16 protein-coding genes are annotated in these 17,069 nt (G+C 43.4%); 12 read left to right on the plus strand and 4 right to left on the minus strand.

Translation table 11 applies throughout. The features are described 5' to 3' along the window. Positions 1-4 precede the first annotated feature (4 nt). Both F2B13_RS12730 and F2B13_RS12735 read left to right on the plus strand, forming a co-directional pair. Entirely contained in the window at positions 5-472 is a 468-nt protein-coding gene (locus F2B13_RS12730) for a DUF6428 family protein (RefSeq protein ID WP_149304365.1), read from the plus strand. Between the two features lie 21 nt (positions 473-493). Continuing rightward, positions 494-1,111: a low molecular weight phosphatase family protein gene (locus F2B13_RS12735; RefSeq protein ID WP_149304366.1), complete on the plus strand. Its 618-nt coding sequence runs from the start codon at positions 494-496 to the stop codon at positions 1,109-1,111. A 135-nt stretch (positions 1,112-1,246) separates the two neighbouring features. Here F2B13_RS12735 and F2B13_RS12740 read toward each other — a convergent pair whose 3' ends face one another. Then, entirely contained in the window at positions 1,247-1,459 is a 213-nt protein-coding gene (locus tag F2B13_RS12740; protein ID WP_149304367.1) for a hypothetical protein, read from the minus strand. A 157-nt stretch (positions 1,460-1,616) separates the two neighbouring features. Between F2B13_RS12740 and F2B13_RS12745 the strand changes: the two genes are divergently transcribed. From F2B13_RS12745 to gloA2, 4 genes are all read left to right on the plus strand, one after another. Continuing rightward, positions 1,617-2,357, plus strand: coding sequence for a carbon-nitrogen hydrolase family protein (locus F2B13_RS12745; protein WP_149304368.1), 741 nt, complete (start codon positions 1,617-1,619; stop codon positions 2,355-2,357). A gap of 152 nt (positions 2,358-2,509) precedes the next feature. Next, positions 2,510-3,397 carry an SMP-30/gluconolactonase/LRE family protein gene (locus F2B13_RS12750; protein ID WP_198440124.1) on the plus strand — a complete coding sequence of 296 codons (888 nt, stop codon included), beginning with the start codon at positions 2,510-2,512 and terminating at the stop codon, positions 3,395-3,397. Next, the gene (locus F2B13_RS12755) at positions 3,394-4,176 is read left to right on the plus strand and encodes an SDR family NAD(P)-dependent oxidoreductase (protein WP_149304370.1); all 783 of its coding nucleotides are present in this window, start codon (positions 3,394-3,396) and stop codon (positions 4,174-4,176) included. The genes F2B13_RS12750 and F2B13_RS12755 overlap by 4 nt, the downstream gene beginning before the upstream one ends. Before the next feature lie 11 nt (positions 4,177-4,187). Further along, a complete protein-coding gene (gene gloA2, locus F2B13_RS12760; RefSeq protein ID WP_149304371.1) occupies positions 4,188-4,574 on the plus strand; it encodes an SMU1112c/YaeR family gloxylase I-like metalloprotein in 387 nt (128 codons plus the stop codon). A gap of 6 nt (positions 4,575-4,580) precedes the next feature. Here gloA2 and F2B13_RS12765 read toward each other — a convergent pair whose 3' ends face one another. After that, positions 4,581-5,501, minus strand: a complete 921-nt coding sequence (locus F2B13_RS12765; RefSeq protein ID WP_232622887.1) for a 3-keto-disaccharide hydrolase — start codon at positions 5,499-5,501, stop codon at positions 4,581-4,583. 43 nt (positions 5,502-5,544) lie between these two features. Between F2B13_RS12765 and F2B13_RS12770 the strand changes: the two genes are divergently transcribed. Then, the gene (locus F2B13_RS12770) at positions 5,545-7,647 is read left to right on the plus strand and encodes a family 20 glycosylhydrolase (RefSeq protein WP_149304372.1); all 2,103 of its coding nucleotides are present in this window, start codon (positions 5,545-5,547) and stop codon (positions 7,645-7,647) included. Between the two features lie 293 nt (positions 7,648-7,940). Here the strand turns inward: F2B13_RS12770 and F2B13_RS12775 are convergent, their stop codons facing one another. Then, complete coding sequence (locus tag F2B13_RS12775) at positions 7,941-9,047, minus strand: acyltransferase family protein (RefSeq protein WP_149304373.1); 1,107 nt, start codon at positions 9,045-9,047, stop codon at positions 7,941-7,943. Between the two features lie 336 nt (positions 9,048-9,383). On the opposite strand from F2B13_RS12775, the gene F2B13_RS12780 reads away from it, so the two are divergent. The 5 genes from F2B13_RS12780 to F2B13_RS12800 are packed head-to-tail and all read left to right on the plus strand — an operon-like array spanning position 9,384 to position 15,411. After that, entirely contained in the window at positions 9,384-10,112 is a 729-nt protein-coding gene (locus F2B13_RS12780) for a phytanoyl-CoA dioxygenase family protein (RefSeq protein ID WP_149304374.1), read from the plus strand. Between the two features lie 8 nt (positions 10,113-10,120). Next, a complete protein-coding gene (locus F2B13_RS12785; protein WP_149304375.1) occupies positions 10,121-11,230 on the plus strand; it encodes a sialidase family protein in 1,110 nt (369 codons plus the stop codon). 11 nt (positions 11,231-11,241) lie between these two features. Beyond that, entirely contained in the window at positions 11,242-12,339 is a 1,098-nt protein-coding gene (locus F2B13_RS12790) for an SGNH/GDSL hydrolase family protein (RefSeq protein ID WP_232625233.1), read from the plus strand. A gap of 36 nt (positions 12,340-12,375) precedes the next feature. Further along, positions 12,376-13,239 (plus strand): fructosamine kinase family protein, encoded by an 864-nt coding sequence (locus F2B13_RS12795; protein ID WP_198440125.1) that lies wholly within the window; start codon positions 12,376-12,378, stop codon positions 13,237-13,239. Positions 13,240-13,278: 39 nt separating this feature from the next. Further along, positions 13,279-15,411 (plus strand): outer membrane protein assembly factor BamB family protein, encoded by a 2,133-nt coding sequence (locus tag F2B13_RS12800; RefSeq protein ID WP_149304378.1) that lies wholly within the window; start codon positions 13,279-13,281, stop codon positions 15,409-15,411. Positions 15,412-15,434: 23 nt separating this feature from the next. Here the strand turns inward: F2B13_RS12800 and F2B13_RS12805 are convergent, their stop codons facing one another. After that, positions 15,435-16,991, minus strand: a complete 1,557-nt coding sequence (locus F2B13_RS12805; protein WP_198440126.1) for a sulfatase family protein — start codon at positions 16,989-16,991, stop codon at positions 15,435-15,437. Positions 16,992-17,069: the final 78 nt, after the last annotated feature.

Raw genomic sequence — 17,069 nt, forward strand, 5'->3', positions numbered from 1 at the left:
CAATATGAAATTATCAAAGGTAAAATCGGTACTTGGGCAACTGGAAACCATTTCTTTTAAACTACCAAACGGAGATTTGGTGCCCGAACACTTTCATGTCACCGAAATTGGCAAAATAACAAAGCATTTTATTGACTGTGGAGGTAAAATTCGAAATGAAGAAGTTGTAAATTTTCAATTATGGGATGCCAATGATTATAATCATAGACTGCATCCGGAAAAACTAATCCATATTATTAATTTATCGGAGAGTGCACTGAACATCGAAGATTTAGATATCGAAGTTGAGTATCAAGGGCAGACTATTCAAAAGTTTGCGCTTGATTTCGATGGAGTGTATTTTTTGCTTACTCCGAAACAGACCGATTGCTTGGCCAAGGACCAATGTGGGGTTGACCCGGAAAAACCGAATTTAAAATTGGCTGAAGCCCAGAAAGCTTCTTATTGTGAGCCCAATAGCGGATGTTGCTAACATGAATACAAATCAAATATCATGGTGTATCCCAAACTCGACAGATTGATTTCGACCCTAGCCGAAGCAACACTGTCTGCGCCAAGGAAAAAAGTACTACAGCCTTTGGTCGAATTCATTCAAAAAAAAGTTGACCAGCAAGAAGAAATTCGCCTAAATTTCATTTGCACACACAATTCCCGTAGAAGCCATTTGGCTCAAGTGTGGGCGCAAACAATGGCGCACCATTTCTCCGTCCATAACTGCTTTTGTTACTCAGGAGGAACAGAAGCAACGGCACTATTTCCAACAGTTGTCGAGACCCTACAGCAATCCGGATTTGAAATATCTATGCTTTCGAATACTAACAATCCGATCTATGCAATAAAGTATTCGGGCAACAGTTCCCCTATAATTGGGTTTTCAAAAAAATGGGATGCTTTTTTTAATCCTCGATTGGCATTCGCGGCTATCATGACCTGCTCCCAAGCCGATGAAGGCTGCCCTTTTATTACGGGAGCCGAAAAACGGATTCCAATCACCTACGATGACCCCAAGGCATTTGACCACACCCCACAACAAGCAGCTAAATATAGGGAACGCAGTTTACAAATCGCCTTGGAAATGCACTATGTATTTAATCAAATTAAGTTAAAATAGTGGCTGCTAAAAAATAGTGGCGCAGGCGGAGGATATTGTCCTTCGACTTTTCCTGAGACCATAAACGACCCGAATAGCGGAACCAATCGCCATCTGGGTCACTTACATGATATAACCCCCTTCAGTCTAGGTAAATTATGGCTTGATTCCGTACGTTTTCAGTAAGATAATGGTGCCCTCTTGAAAACAGGATTGTATGTGCAAATTCCAATGGGTATGGTTCTCAGCGCTATCCCCGTATATTTCTATTTCACCGTCATAATTGTCACCGGATTTTTGCGGCAAGGTCCGCAGCTGTGTCATATGATATGATAAGACGCCTTCGATAGCCTTGGCCGTAACTGGCAATAATTTTGAATTGGCACAGCAGTCGGTATTCCTGTTTTAAATTGAACTTAGGGAAGGTCTTCGATCTGGCTTATTGTTTAATACAAGAAAGTATCGCGCTGAATAATGATTATATTTAAAAAGTAAGGAAGATCATAATTTTTGTCCAAAGGAATTTATGAGAATTTGCATCGCACAAATCAAACCGCAGCAAGGTGATATTCAAAAAAATATTGAACTCCATCGGAAATGGATCGAATCTGCGGTTTCCGAGCAAGCGGATTTCATTTGTTTCCCCGAGTTGTCTTTAACAGGTTACGAACCCACGCTGGCAAGGCAATTGGCAACCGATCAAAACGACACTAGACTAGAAATACTTCAACAAATAAGCCAACAAAAAAATATCGATATTGCCGTTGGTTTGCCCATAAAACGAGCGTCAAAAATCTACATTGGGATGGTTATCTTTCATGCAAACCGCCCTAAAGAGACCTATTTGAAGCAAAGACTACATGCCGACGAGCTGCCCTTCTTTATGGCCGGAAAAGAACAGCTGCTTTTGAGCATCAACGATACGTTAATAGCTCCCGCAATCTGTTATGAGTCTTTGTTGTTCGAGCATGCCGAAAATGCAAAAAATCTTGGCGCACAAATGTACCTAGCTAGCGTAGCCAAATCTGAAAAAGGTATTAAAAAAGCGTATAGCCATTTCCCAAAAGTGGCGGCCAAACACTCCTTGCCCATTCTAATGTCGAATTGTGTCGGGGCATGTGATAATTTTACAAGCGCTGGCCAAAGTGCAATTTGGGGTGCCGAAGGGTCTCTAAAGAAAAGCCTAGGAACCCATACCGAGGGTATTTTAATCTTTGACACCCAAACTTCTGCTGCGTTTAAAAAAGAGAAGGGTTTCAAGCTTTAACAGGTACGTATTAAATCTTTTCGCCATCAGAAAAAGGATGCTTTGAATTTATAAAACAAAGGCTATAACCTGAATGCCCAAGAAAAGTGATCGGGGCATATCAATAAAAACAATACGAATTCCGTATCTTCAGGCGAACTAATTTGAATAAAGTGCCCTTACAAAAACACAAAGCAGAACTTGTACTTGATACAAAATCAATTCTTGGAGAAGGCCCCGTTTGGGATTGGAAAAAGCAAACACTTTTTTGGGTCGATATAGAAGGTCAAAAGCTACATCGACTATCTCCGACACCACAAAATCATACCGAATGGGTTTTAGATGCAATGGTCGGAGCCGCTGTGCCTATGAAAGAAGGCAAGCTATTGTTGCCCATGGAATCGGGGTTGGTATCCTTTGATTTGGAATCCGAAGTATTAAGTACTTTACACGTGCTTGAAAACACCGACCAATCCATTCGTTTTAATGATGGAAAAGTAGGTCCCGATGGCGACTTTTGGGTAGGCACTATGGATAAGGGTTGTGCCCCGAAAAGGGGAAATTTTTATCGGGTGGATACTGACTTCAATGCCACCTTACAAATACCGAAAACCTCCGTTTCTAATGGTATGGCTTGGTCTTCGGATAAGAAGACTCTATATTATATCGATAGTCCGACTTTTGAGGTAAGGGCTTTTGATTTTAAAAATGGCGGTATTTCGAATGCAAAAGTGGCCATACATGTGCCTAAGGATTATGGTAGCCCCGATGGAATGTGTATCGATGCCGAAGGTATGCTTTGGATTGCGCACTGGGGAGGCCTTTGTGTACGATGTTGGAATCCTGAAACTGGTGAAGTTTTGGAAGTCGTAAAGGTAGACGCCCCACATGTGACCTCTTGTTGTTTTGGTGGTAAGGATTTAGATACACTATATATTACTACGGCAAGAAGCGGTCTTAATGAAAAACAGCTTCTAAAATATCCATTAAGCGGGGGGCTGTTCTCTCATCGGCCGAAAGTAAAAGGCACTCCAATAACCTACTTTAAAGGCAAGTCATGAAATATTCCGGAATTAAGAGCAAAACGGCTATCATTACTGGAGCCGGGGAAGGCATTGGTTATGCCATTGCAAAGGCATTGGCAGAAGCCGGCGCTAATGTGGTGCTCAACGACCTTGATAAACTAAAGGCGGCAAATGCAGCAAATGAAATTAGCAAATCGACCATGGGCAAATGCATTGCATTTCATGGGGATGCAGGAGATGTGGGCACCATCGAAAAAATGGTGGATTTTGCTATTGAAAAGTTCCACCAAGTCGATTTCGTAATACCCAATGCAGGAATCACCTTATTTGGTGAATTTTTAGAGTTCTCCCCAGAATCCTTTCAAAAAGTGACCCGCCTCAATATGCAGGGGGCATTTTTTTTGGTACAATACGCGGCAAAGAAAATGATAGCACAGGGCAGTGGCGGCAAGGTCGTTCTGATGTCATCACAGGTAGGCATTCGCGCCTACCGCCACCTAACGACATATGCCATGACGAAAGCGGCCCTTCGTATGCTGGCCATCAACTTAGCGTACGAACTTGGTGCTTATCGAATCAATATAAATGTGGTAGCTCCAGGGGCCACCCTAACCGAGCGCACCGAACAAGAGCAGCCCGACTATGCGGGAGTTTGGAGTAAATTAAACCCCAATGGAAGGGTTGGAAGTCCCGAAGACATCGCTAATACCTGTCTATTTTTGCTCTCCTCTGAAGCCGACCATATCAATGGTCAGACCATTCCAGTCGACGGGGGCTGGACTACGGCAGGAAAGTATCCGGAAGATTTGGCCTAGTTTAAAATAATATGCTCCTCAACAAGATTCACCATATAGCGATCATTTCTTCCGATTATGAAAAATCAAAACGGTTCTTTGTCGATATCCTAGGCTTCGAAATTTTAAAAGAAACCTATAGGGAGACTCGAAAATCGTACAAGCTTGATCTGGCCTTGAACGGTGATTACCTCATCGAGCTCTTTTCTTTTCCCGAGCCTCCTAAGCGGCTTTCAAGGCCCGAGGCCCAAGGACTCCGACATCTCGCTTTTGAAGTAGATGATATTGAAGCCGTTGGTGAAAAATTGCTTGAAAAAGGTGTTGTAATAGAAGCTATAAGAACGGACGCTTCGAACGGTAAAAAATTCACCTTTTTACAAGATCCCGATGGACTTCCTCTTGAAATCTATGAGAAATAGAAAGCCTTACTTTTTAAGGTTTTTAATTTTGATGTTTCTGAAGTCGATCGGTTGGCCTTCACTTTGCAAAGCGATCATGCCCTCCTTCAGTAACGTACCATCTAGCTTGATTTTTGGGTCATAGCCCTCTGCCGTTCCCCCTCCAATTTGTGGCTTGGAATACTCCAGAACCTTATTGCCGTTGATAATATGGGTCACTAAGGAGTCGCCCAAAACAATGAGTTCTGCTTTTACCCACTGACTACCGTAGTAGGTCTCCGATGTAGAGTTCAAACAATGGCTCGGATACAATTCCCCTTGGAATACAATTTCCGTTCCCGGGGAGCACATATTTCCCGTCGGCCTATCGACACCCTCTTCAACACCCGCCAAGAACTGCATTTCTACCGAAATGGGCCAGTTCTGTTCCTTGAGCATGGTGCGTGGATCTTGGGAGTGAAACATAACGCCGCTGTTTAATATGGTATAACTCGGTGCGCCAGGGTGAAGCTCGCCTACAAAGCGATATTCCATGGAAAGATGAAAATAGGAAAAGGGCGTGTCATAATACAAATGGCCGAACCGATCATTGAAATCTCCTTCGTACTTATCGTAACGAACCTTTATCATTCCATCTTCCGCGCGAAAGGTATCCCCATAATTGTCCCCGGTTTCATAATGATGGATTTTGGTGGTCCACCCGTCGAGATTCTCCCCGTTGAAAAGCATTTCCCATTCGTCAGTTCCTAAAACTGCAGTTTTCTTAGTAGTACCTCCGAAACATGAAAAAAAGATGGCGAAGGCCAAAATTAGTCCCGATATAGTTGTTTTGGCTATGCCCATGTCATGTAGAATAGATGTGCCAATATACATAAGTTTTTTCAGTGTTTCTTTCCCCGATGGAAACTTATAGGGATTCTTTATGCGAAACCGTCCGTTAAGTTTCATATTTCCTTATTTTTGGAGGTTTTACCGCTAAACCACCTTCTAAATGTACCTAAGAACCCTTTTTACCGCGGCATTTGTGATCATACTCATAAGCTGTAATCCTTCAAAACCGCAAGCCGGTGATTTTAAGTTGTTGCCCATTCCACAGGAATATGAAATAAGCGGGGTGAGCGACATAGGCCCAAATGACCTTAAAAGTTTTTACAGTACATTGATGTTTGACCCCGCCACCCTAGGAAAAAATTTAAAGCATATTACACCTGTCGATTCGCCTTCAAAAGCACAGCTAACCCTCATAATCGATACCGGGCTCGACATTCCTCAACAGGGGTACACCATGAAAATCACGGATGAAACAGTGGCAATTTCGGCAAAAGATGATGCCGGGCTTTTCTATGGTTGCATGACATTGGGCCAGCTGCTTGAAGATGCCGAGGAGCAAGGAGCAAATTTGCCCCGTTGTCAAATTAAGGATTATCCCTTATTGGCTTATCGCGCCGTACACCTTGATGTAAAGCACCACCTTGAAAAGAAGGAGTATTATTATCAGTTGATTGACAAGCTCGCCAAGTATAAAGTCAACGCTATTATTCTTGAGACGGAAGACAAAATAAAATTTCAACGTAGGCCCTTAGTGGCCTCAGAAGACGCCCTGAGCATTGCAGAATGGAAAGCGCTGAGCGATTACGCCCAAGCCAGACATATAGAAATAAGTCCTTTGGTCCAGGGTCTTGGCCACGCCTCTTATGTACTAAAACATCCGGAATTCTACGAACTACGCGACGATCCCAATAGTGATTGGGCCTTTAATCCTTTAGACCCAGAAACCTATAAGGTTCAGTTCGACCTATATCTAGATGCCATGGAGGCCACCCCTCATGGTAAATACTTGCACGTCGGTGGCGATGAGGTGCATACAACAGGCCGAAACAGTGGAAAATCGGCTCTGGAGTTACAATTGCTTTGGCTTGAAAAGGTAAGTAGTTTTGCCGCCGCACATGACCGTATTCCTATTTTTTGGGATGATATGCCCTTAAAGCAGGCGGATGTATATGCCCCAATGTTCAAACCCGAGATGACCCAAAAAGAAGTGGATAGTGTCTGGCGTGAAAATGAACATAAATTGACCGCCTTTCTCGGTCAATTTCCAAAAAACTGTATATACATGCGATGGAACTACAGCTCTCCAGAGGCCTTGGGTAATTTAAAAGCCATGGACTGGTTCAGAAATAATGGTCTAGAGGTCATGGGAGCGACCGCCGGTCAAACCCGTTGGGTATTAATGCCCCAACAAGAAAGCAATATGGAGAACATAAAATCTTTCGCGTTAAATTCCATTGAAAGTGGCTCTCAAGGCCTATTGTTGACCCTTTGGGATGATGATTCGCCCCATTTCGAACTGTACAACCGTGGAATTTTGTTCTTTTCAGAATATACTTGGGCCGGGGACAGGCGGGACAAAAAAAGTTTGAAATCTGCGTATAGGCAACGTGAATTTTCCCATGCGCTGGCTGATTCCTCAAGTGCTTTTATAGATCAACTTGAAACACCCGTAGCTTTTTGGAAAAATGCCCTTCTTAAGGGAAATAAGAGGAATTATCTAAAAAAAATGGAGAATCCTTTAGAAGACGGGGTCATCGATCTTCCTACGAAAAGCAGCGAAGGCTCGTGGAGCGAAACCTACGCGCCGCGACTCAAAGAAGCGGCCCTAATACTTCATAAGACCGATAGCATACGGTCTATACTTAAAGGGAATCGATCGAAAACAATTCGCAATGCGTATACCCTAGAAGTATATGAACAAGTGAACGAGATGACTGCACTGCCGGCAAAGTTGTTGTTGGCATTAAGTGAGTACGATAGGGCAAAAGGAACAGAAACAAAGGTAGCGGCGCTAAAAAATCTTGATAGCCTGAGAATTGACTTTCAGGATCGCAGGGCCGAGCTGGAAAGGGTGTACGGACAAACGCGTATTCTAATGAAACCGGAGAACTATATTTTAGATCAAGATCATCATGCCCATTTGGCCAACCAGTCGCTCAACTTCGATTGGCAGTTCTATGCCGAGATGTTATTTTTCGAAAAACTGGAAAAAAAGCTCGACAATGCCATTTATCTGGAAAATGAAGACGCCCTGAAAAAATAAACTTAAGAACTGTACCTGAGACCTAATTACAGATAAAGGCCGTGGTTATTCCCGCAAAAAATATTCTTAAGGAAAATTAGTTTGTCAGAACCGCCAGAAGAAAAAATACCTTGCGGTCGGTACATTGGCGGTTCCACTTCCGTAACGGTTATGTCATGGTTTTTTGCCGGTCTTTTAAGGATTTTGCCCTTCTGGTACTATGAATAACGGACTAGTTTATTCATGTAAAACCGACCCAAGGGTCGGTTTGATTTGTAAAGCCTGTAACTACATAAATTAAGCAAAGATTACGGCTACACCTTGAAATATATTTTATGTTTATCCAGAAAATAAGTGATATACCAGAAGATAAAAAGCACGAATAGGGCATTGATTACCATGATCACTTGTTCCGAAATTCCTAGGGGAGCCAACAAACCTTCGGTCCAGATTTTTCCAAACCCACGAAACCATTGTGCACCTACCGTTTCCGCGAACAAATAGATAAAAATGGAATTGGTACCCACCACTGAAAACACTTTTAGCCAATTCTTATGATTATTTTTTACGTCGATGGTCCAATAAAATAAAGCTAAGACCAATATGGCAATTCCGCCCGACGCCAAGGTAAACGAGCTCGTGGCGATCCGCTTAACGATAGGGGTAATATGCAGCAAATCCATGGCGAAACCCAGTACCAAAATGACGGTTCCCCAAATCAAAAAAGATTTCAATTTTTCACTGGCAGGTGTTTGCGATAATAGCATTCTTCCGCAGACGACACCCCAAATAGTATGGGCCGCGGTAGGAATAAAATTGACGAAAACCCAATAGTCATCATTTATCTTGCCCATAACCAACATATCGATATAAGAGCCAAAACTATCATGCCCCTGCGCATAGGGGGCTTCTGGATTGTACGCCCGATATAAAATTTCGGTCAACACCAATAGACCAACCGAAATACCGATTTGTGTGTTGTTGGACAGGTTCATAATTGCATAGGCAATCAAGATGGTAAAAGCCAACTGCACCAATACATTCCAAAGTTCCCAAACCAGCGCATGCGAATACACGCAATGCAATAAGACCCCAAACCAAAACAACAGAAAACAACGGCGGAGAATATGCTTGGTTACCTCACTTCGACTTCCTCGGCTTAATCGCTTGCGCAAGGAGAAAGGCATGGCCACCCCCACAATAAACATGAAAAAGGGTTGAATCAGGTCCCAAAATCGGAGTCCATTCCATGGGTGATGATGCAATTGATGGGCAAGTCCAGAAAATAACGTTCCTTCAGCCAATTCCGAGAAATTGTGGTGGAACCCCGCGGCTTCCGCAACGAGCAGAAACATAGTAAGGCCACGAAAAACATCCAAAGAAAAAAGACGCTTAGAGACATTTTCGGCGAATTGAGACATGCTTTTAAAGTTTTGGTGGTTAACCCCTCTAATGTAGAAAAAAATATCTCGAAAGCCAGTAAAGTGCAACGCTATTCTATGTGTGTCGTATTTATATTTATATTCGTTTTTTGATTGAACTTTATCATTTTATTTACCAATCATTTGAACCTTTCAAGTTTTTTATGGAAGCTAACTTCACCTTCATCAAGAAGAATATGCCTTGAAAAGTTAGAAAAAAGAATTTGTGGAAAACGCCTGCTAAACACCCAAACAGCATGAGGATATCAAGAAGTTCATTCACAAATGAAAACAAAGGGGTTTAATCTGATTTTAGAAAAAACAAACAATTTTTTTATGTGCGAACTGACCCAAAAACAAAAACATTTCTTCGCGGAAGAGGGGTACCTTGTCGTAGAAAATTTGCTGACGAAAAAAGAAATCACCTATTACAGCGATCTTTACAATTCCTTTTTGAACAACGAGATTGATGCCTCAAAATTCCGGTCCGACCTATCGGGAAGTAATGACACAAAAGAAAAAATCACTCAAATCATGGTACCTAGCAAGCTGGTTCCAGAACTGTTAGAAAAATCTTTACATCAGAAATCACTGGCCATGGCCAAGGCGCTTATGGGCGATGATATCGAACTTGATTTTGATATGTTGATCAATAAGGCGCCCTATACCGATACTATTACTCCATGGCATCAAGATGCCGCTTATTGGATCGATATGCCTGACAAACGGGCTGCTAGTTGTTGGGTGGCCATAGATCCGGCATACAAAGAAAATGGGTGTATGTGGTATACTCCAAAATCACATCAGAATCCAGTGTTGCCACACGTGCAAACTGGCAATAAAGGAGCTTTGAAATGTGAGGGTGGCGAAGAAAATTCCGTTTTTGTTGAGTTAAGCCCTGGTTCCTGCGTTTTTCACCAGGGAGGTACCCTTCACTACAGTCGTGGAAATTCAACCGCCGATAATCGAAGGGCTTTCATCACGAATTTTCGGCCCAAGGCTATGATTGAAATGGAGCGTATGCAGGGAGTAGACCATACCGGAGAGCGTGAGGTAAAAGCATAATATATATCATGAAGAGTTTGTTCTTACTTTTAACGGTACTATTTTCTTTCGGTCTTTTTGGCCAAGAGAAGTTGGTGCTTCAAAATCTATTCGATGCTACTCTTTCAGAGGAGGTTTCCTGCTATCGTATTCCAGCTTTGACTACTGCGCCAAATGGCGACCTTTTGGCGGCCATAGATGAACGGGTTGCCTCTTGTAGCGATTTGGGCACTAATCCAAACATCAACATTGTACTTCGCCGTAGTACGGACCACGGAAAGACATGGTCGGAAATAGAAAAGGTCGCTGATTTTCCTGAAGGCCAGTCGGCCTCCGATCCTTCTTTTATAGTAGATATGCAGACCAAAAATATCTTATTGTTTTACAATTATATGAATGTAAACGAAGAAAAGGGCGTGTATTACTTTCATGTAATGAAAAGTAATGACAATGGAAAATCTTGGTCGGCACCACAGGATATTACTTCTCAAATCAGCGAAAAGGATTGGAGCCGTGATTTTAAATTTATAACTTCTGGAAGAGGTATTCAAAGGCGGTCCGGACAACTTTTGCATACGTTGGTGAATTTAGAACATGGTCTCCATTTATTTGGAAGTGATGACCACGGAAAAACCTTTTTTGTAAGGGACAAACCCTTATTGCCCGGCGATGAATCGAAGGTCGTTGAGCGTGCCGACGGAAGTTTAATGGTGAACAGTCGTGTGAACAGTGGAGGGATGCGATATGCGCACTTTTCAGGAAAGAATGAAGCTACTTGGCATGCCGAGCCCCAGCCTGAACTGATAGACCCAAGTTGCAACGCCAGTATGATTCGTTACACCGAAAAAGCAGATGGTTTCTCAAAGAATCGAATTTTATTTTCTAATGCCAAGAATAACCGGGAACGTAAAAATATGACGGTGCGTATCAGCTACGACGAAGGACAGAGTTGGGGCGAGGGCAAGACCATATATCAAGGATTAGCCGCCTACTCAACAATGACTATATTGGAAAACGGAAATATTGGCCTTCTTTTCGAGGGCGATGGGTATACCAAAAACTATTTCACTCAATTTTCATTAGAATGGCTTACTGATGGAAAAGATAGATTGAACAAACATTCGAAAAAGAAATATTAAAAACGATGCAAGTGAGGCATATTGGGTTTTTAGGTTTGTTTTTAATATTGTGCGGAAAAGGCCTTTTCGCACAGGAAAATGAAAAATATCATTGGTACGACCCCGTGGAGACAATAGAACGTTTCGAGGGACAGGGCTGGAGCCACATTGGTTACCATCGCTTACCAAATCATGCAGAAGGCGTAGTGCGGGATGCCGTATGGTCACTCTCCCAACATGCGGCGGGTCTAGGCCTACAATTTGAGTCCGATGCCGATTCCATTGCAATTGAATACCAGGTAGATGGTAATTTATTTATGCATCATATGCCAGCAACCGGTGTAAGTGGCATAGATTTATACGTAAAGAGCAATAACGAATGGCTATGGTGTAGGGGAAAGTACAGCTTCAAAGATACTGTTCGGTATGATTTTGTGATGAATAATCTTTCTAAGGGTCTAAAAACCTATTCCATGTATTTTCCTCTTTACAATACTATAAAAAACTTGAAAATTGGGGTCCCCCACGGTAAAACATTTCTTTTCCGGGATGCTGTTAAAGAGAAACCTATAGTGGTATACGGAACGAGTATAGCCCAAGGAGCTTGTGCGTCAAGGCCAGGTATGGCGTGGACCCATATCCTTTCAAGAGCACTGAGTCGTCCTGTGGTCAATCTTGGGTTTTCCGGTAATGGAAGATTAGAGCCCGAAGTCATTGACCTCATAACGCAAATCGAAGCCTCGCTCTTTATACTTGACTGCCTACCAAATCTCTCACCAAATAAAGAAAACACTAAAAAAGAGGTTCAAAATCGTTTACGTAGCAGTGTTCGCAACCTAAGGGCCAAACATCCTAGAACACCCATTTTACTCACGCAGCACGCCGGCTATTCAGATGGGTTGGTAAACTCTGCCCGCGAAAAGGTGTACTTAACCCTCAACGAATGGCTTGAAGAATCGTTCAAAAGCTTAAAAGCTGAAGGCATTTCGAATATTTATATGCTCACAAAAAAAGATATCGGCCTCTCAAACGACGCCTTCGTAGATGGCACTCACCCTACCGATTTAGGTATGCAACAATATGCCATGGCCTATGCTACAAAAATCAAGGCCATTCAAAGCGGCATGTAATATTTTAATCGATTGACCCATACAAGAATTAAGCGTTTGAAAAAACCTGTCGTCGACCATATTGAAAAACTACTATCGGTTCAAATTTCCGGAACACGTTCAATTTCGGGAGGGGATATCTCAGAGGCCTATCTGGTACAAACACAGAAAGGACATTTTTTCTGTAAGGTGAATAACGGGCCCCACGCATTTTCTATGTTTTTGGCCGAAAAAAAGGGGTTAGAGGCCATTTCGCAAACAGCTACGGTGGCGAGTCCAAAAGTTTTGGGTTGTGAAAAGCTAGATTCATGTTCCCTTCTGGTATTGGAGTATATCGAATCTAAATCGCCCTCCCCAACTGACATGGAACGCTTCGGGCATCAATTGGCGGATTTGCATTCAAAATCAAGCCCTGACGGCTTTGGGTGGGAATCCGATAACTTTATTGGAAGCCTCCATCAATCCAACAAAAGGCATTTGGACTGGTCAGCCTTTTATGTAAGCGAACGTCTTGTGCCCCAACTTATGCTCGCTAGGGCCAGAAACCTCCTATCCCCTTCGGAACTTCCCTCTGAGGAATCCCTGTTAAAGCGATGTCAAGATACTTTTCCAAAGGTGAGACCCGCACTTTTACATGGCGATCTATGGGGCGGTAATTATCTTATCGCCCAAAATGGCACCCCTGTGCTGATCGATCCTGCTACCTATTATGGACATAGGGAAGTAGATATTGCCATGACCCGTTTGTTCGGGGGTTTTGAACCAACTTTCTACAGCGCATATGCCGAACACTTTCCGGAGGTCGGGGGAGAAAAGGAGCGAAGCGACCTATATCAACTATATTACCTGCTGGTTCATCTGAATTTATTCGGCCTCTCTTATAAGTCATCGGTCATGCCGATTTTGAAACGATATTTTTAAGTAATTTACCTACTTTTAAAAAACTGTTTCACCAAATCAATGATTTATAAACAATATTTCCATTACGTGTTATGGTGCTTGCTGTACACCTTTCTGACGGTATCATGTGAACCGGAAAAAGAAAGGTCCCAAGACGTGGAATATCGCACGTGGTCTTCCTATTTAGGCGACGCCGGCCGAACTCATTATTCTACTTTATCACAAATAACCCCGGAAAATGTAGAAGGCCTGAAAATGGCTTGGTCTTATGAGGCACCCGACTGGGGGCAGATGCAAATGAGTCCGATAGTCGTTGACAGTATGCTTTTCGGAGTCACCGCCGCCCTCCGTGTGGTCGCTCTACATGCCGCTACCGGAAAGGAAATTTGGCAATTCGGGGATTCGGTCCAGGTCTGGCATTCAACAAGTCGGGGTGTTTCGTATTGGGAAGGTAGAAACGACAAACGCATTCTATGCACTCGTGGACCCCATCTTTTCGCTTTGGATGCTTTGACGGGTAAGCCTATTTCTTCTTTTGGAAACAACGGTAAGGTGGATATGCGAAAAGGAATGCACCCCGGCGCACGGGAAAAATTCGTGATTTCCAACACGCCCGGTACCATTTACAAAAATCTTATCATTATGCCCTTACGCCTTTCCGAAGGAGCGGGTGCTGCGCCTGGCAATATTATGGCCTTCAATGTAATTACTGGGGTTTTGGAGTGGGTCTTTCATACCATTCCTCATCCCAAAGAAGAGGGGTACAACACTTGGGAAAACGGAGACGCCTATAAAAGTGATGTTGTAGGCGCTGCAAATAACTGGGCCGGCATGGCCGTGGACGAGGAACGGGAAATTATCTATATTCCCACAGGTTCGGCCGCTCCTGATTTTTATGGAGGCGTTCGTAAAGGAAGTAATCTCTTTGCAAACTGCTTGTTAGCATTAGACGCGAATACTGGAAAGCGACTTTGGCATTTCCAATTTACCCATCACGATATCTGGGATAGAGATCCTCCTGCTCCACCAAACTTATTGACCGTTGAAAGAAACGGTGAACAAATTGCGGCTGTAGCCCAAGTCACCAAACAGGGCTATGTGTTCGTTTTTAACAGGGAAACCGGTGAGCCTCTGTTCGACATTGAGGAGCTTTCGGCACCTGAATCGGAGCTCATGGGCGAAGCAACTTGGCCCACACAACCCAGGCCCCTAAGACCAAAGCCCTTTGCCCGTCAATCTATCGATTTGACAGAAAGCAATATCAGTCCCTTTGCCCAAAATGCGGATTCACTGCGAGATATTCTTATGAAGGCCGACAAGCGACTATACGCACCGCCAAGCCTACATCCTGTGCTGTTGCTTCCTGGGTACGATGGGGCCGCTGAATGGGGCGGAGCCGCTGCAGATCCCTATAAGGGAATATTGTATGTCAATGCCAATGAAATGGCATGGATATTACGAATGGGTAAGGCTGACGAAGATTTAAATAACCTTCCATTAGGGGAGGCTACCTATAAAAAATACTGTGTGTCTTGTCATCAAATAGATCGAAAAGGTTTGGCAGACAGTGGTTTTCCTTCCTTAATCGATATTGAATTGCGTAAAGGAAGCGATGAAATAAGGCAAATTATCACTAATGGTAAAGGGATGATGACGGGGTTTCCCCAGCTTACGGACAAAGAGAAAACCGCATTGGTTCGCTTTTTATTCAACCAAGAAATCAAGCATAATGTTTCCGAGAATTCCGAGGGAAAAGAAATTTATCAATTGCCCTATAAACATTTGGGCTACATCAAATTTTTGGACAGTCAAGGGTTACCCGCAATAAACCCTCCTTGGGGTTCGTTACATGCCATCGATCTAAATACCGGTGAGTATAATTGGTCCATTCCCTTGGGCAACACTCCCGAGCTCGGTGAAGAAGGGATTGGCACAGGCACCGAAAATTATGGGGGACCCGTAGTTACCGAAAACGGATTGTTGTTTATCGCAGCAACACGAGATGGTTATTTTAGGGTGTTCGACAAAAAAAACGGCGCCCTGCTTTGGGAATACAAATTGCCCGCACCTGCCTTTTCTACACCTGCTATGTACGAGGTCAACGGCAAGCAGTATATTGCTCTTGCCTGTGGAGGCGAAAAACTGGGGACGCCGAAGGGAAATCAAATCGTTGCTTTTGCTTTAGAGCCATGATGTCATTTTGTATAGGCCCTAAATTATTCTAGACAATTGGCACCTTCAAACAGGCCCCCTTTCCTTACCAACATATCGTACTCCTTTATTTTTTGATTCAAATCGTAATCATTAAACTGATAATCTGGGGTATACAATACGGTATCCCAATAGACGGTGTGAGGTGCTTTGGCCCGGAGATCATCGGTTGCTGACATCCATTCTTGTAGTTCTTTCCTAAGAGAAGCGATTTCTTTCCCATAGTTCTTGTTTTCGATTTCATTCCGCAGATTGTAGGGATCACTGGCCAAGACATAAAATTCTTCCTTTGGTCTTTTGGCGAACGCAAGTTCGAAATAGTCTTTATCAGTAGGTTTGCCTTCTTGCTCCATAATCAGGAATTTGGAAATCGAATTGTCAATATCGCCATATTGGCCAACAGATTGGTGTACATGGGGGTCCCCGGCGGGCCACCTATCCGGCTCAAAATTCTTGATATACAAATAATCTTTTGTGCGTATCGCCCTTACCGGATAGCTCAAGTCACCCTTACGCACGTTGGCATGGCGTTCACGCTCTAAGAAAACTTTGGTTCGATCTATTTTTACCCCTGGTTCTTCACTAAAAAGAGCCATTAAGCTATGGCCACTAAATGCTTTGGGTATCTCCACTCCAGCGGCTTCCAAAAATGTAGGTCCAAAATCGATGAAATTCATGAATTCGGTAATTCGTTGTCCACCTTCGATATGGCCTTTCCAATACATGGCCAATGGCATGCGCGTGCCGTAATCGTATAAATTGGCCTTAGCTCTGGGGAAAGGCATGCCGTTATCACTTGTCATAACAATTAATGTGTTGTCTAGAAGCCCCTTCCGCTCTAAGACATCGATAATATTTCCTGATTCGCGATCGAAACGTTCTGCCTCAAAAAAGTAATCCATAATATCATTACGCACACAAGGTGTATCGGGTAAAAATTCCGGTACTACAACCGACTCCGCGTCCATACCTGTCTTTACGCCCGTATTAGTTTCGTAGGTGCGGTGTGGGTCTTGGCTTCCAAACCAGTAGGCAAAAGGCTGATCATCCGATTTATCGTCTAAAAAGGTTTCAAAATCAAGATATTCCTTACCGGCAGGATTGTGTTCGTAGCCTCCAGACTTGTAGTCGCCAGGTCCCCAGCCTTTTCTGCTTTTGCCCGTATGGTATCCAGATTGTTTCAACAAGCTCACCCAATTTGGAAATTTATCAGGTATAATCGACCAAAGGTTCCCGGCTGCCTCATTCTGATGAGGGTAGCGGCCCAGTAGGATGCTCGCCCTAGAAGGCGAACACGAAGGTGCCGCGCAGTAGGCATTCTCGAACACTGCCCCTTCGTTCGCCAATCGGTCAAATGTCGGTGTGCGAACCACAGGGTCGCCATACACCCCTGCGTGGGGGTACGACCAATCGTCGGCAATCATAAAAAGGATATTGGGCGCTGTTCTTAATTTAGTTGAATCCTTTTCTGGTTTTTTTTCTGAATTTGAGGGCGGTGACATGGCCAAAAGAAAGATTAGTAGGAACAAGTTCAACGCAGCAGTTGGTCTTATCGTTTTCATTGTTTAATTTTCGTTGGAATACATTTCTATAAATATAGGACAAATCAATTAACACATTTTTGTTCGGCACTGTTTATT

Origin of the sequence: Pareuzebyella sediminis (assembly GCF_008367235.1) — a bacterium.
GTDB classification, from domain to species: Bacteria; Bacteroidota; Bacteroidia; order Flavobacteriales; family Flavobacteriaceae; genus Pareuzebyella; species Pareuzebyella sediminis.